We start from the raw sequence: 238 nt of genomic DNA, 5'->3' as shown, positions 1-238 counted from the left end.
AATGGTTTCACTTGGTCTTGGGGGGGCCTGAGAAACCTCAATGAACTGCTCAAGTACTCGTTTCCACTGATGCTTTCTACGCTTGTGGCGTTTGGATTGACTGGTGCGGAAAAATGGATCATTGGGTATTCTTTTTCTATTGAAACCCTTGGTCTATATGCCGTGGCAGCTAAATTTTCTCTGGCTATGTGTATTCTGATCCAACCATTTAGCATGTGGTGGATGCCCAAGCGGTTTA

At 45.0% G+C, this 238-nt stretch carries 1 protein-coding gene; it reads left to right on the top strand.

Features of this window, described 5'->3' with window-relative positions; translation table 11 throughout:
- On the top strand, positions 1 to 238 hold a 238-nt coding region (locus tag ACP45E_RS00400; protein ID WP_158008351.1), incomplete at both ends, for an oligosaccharide flippase family protein.

Source organism: Vibrio genomosp. F10 str. 9ZD137, from assembly GCF_049974785.1.
In the GTDB taxonomy this organism is placed as follows: Bacteria; Pseudomonadota; Gammaproteobacteria; order Enterobacterales; family Vibrionaceae; genus Vibrio.
The sequence above is the reverse complement of the archived record's forward strand: the minus strand, read 5'-3'. Positions and strand labels throughout refer to the sequence as shown.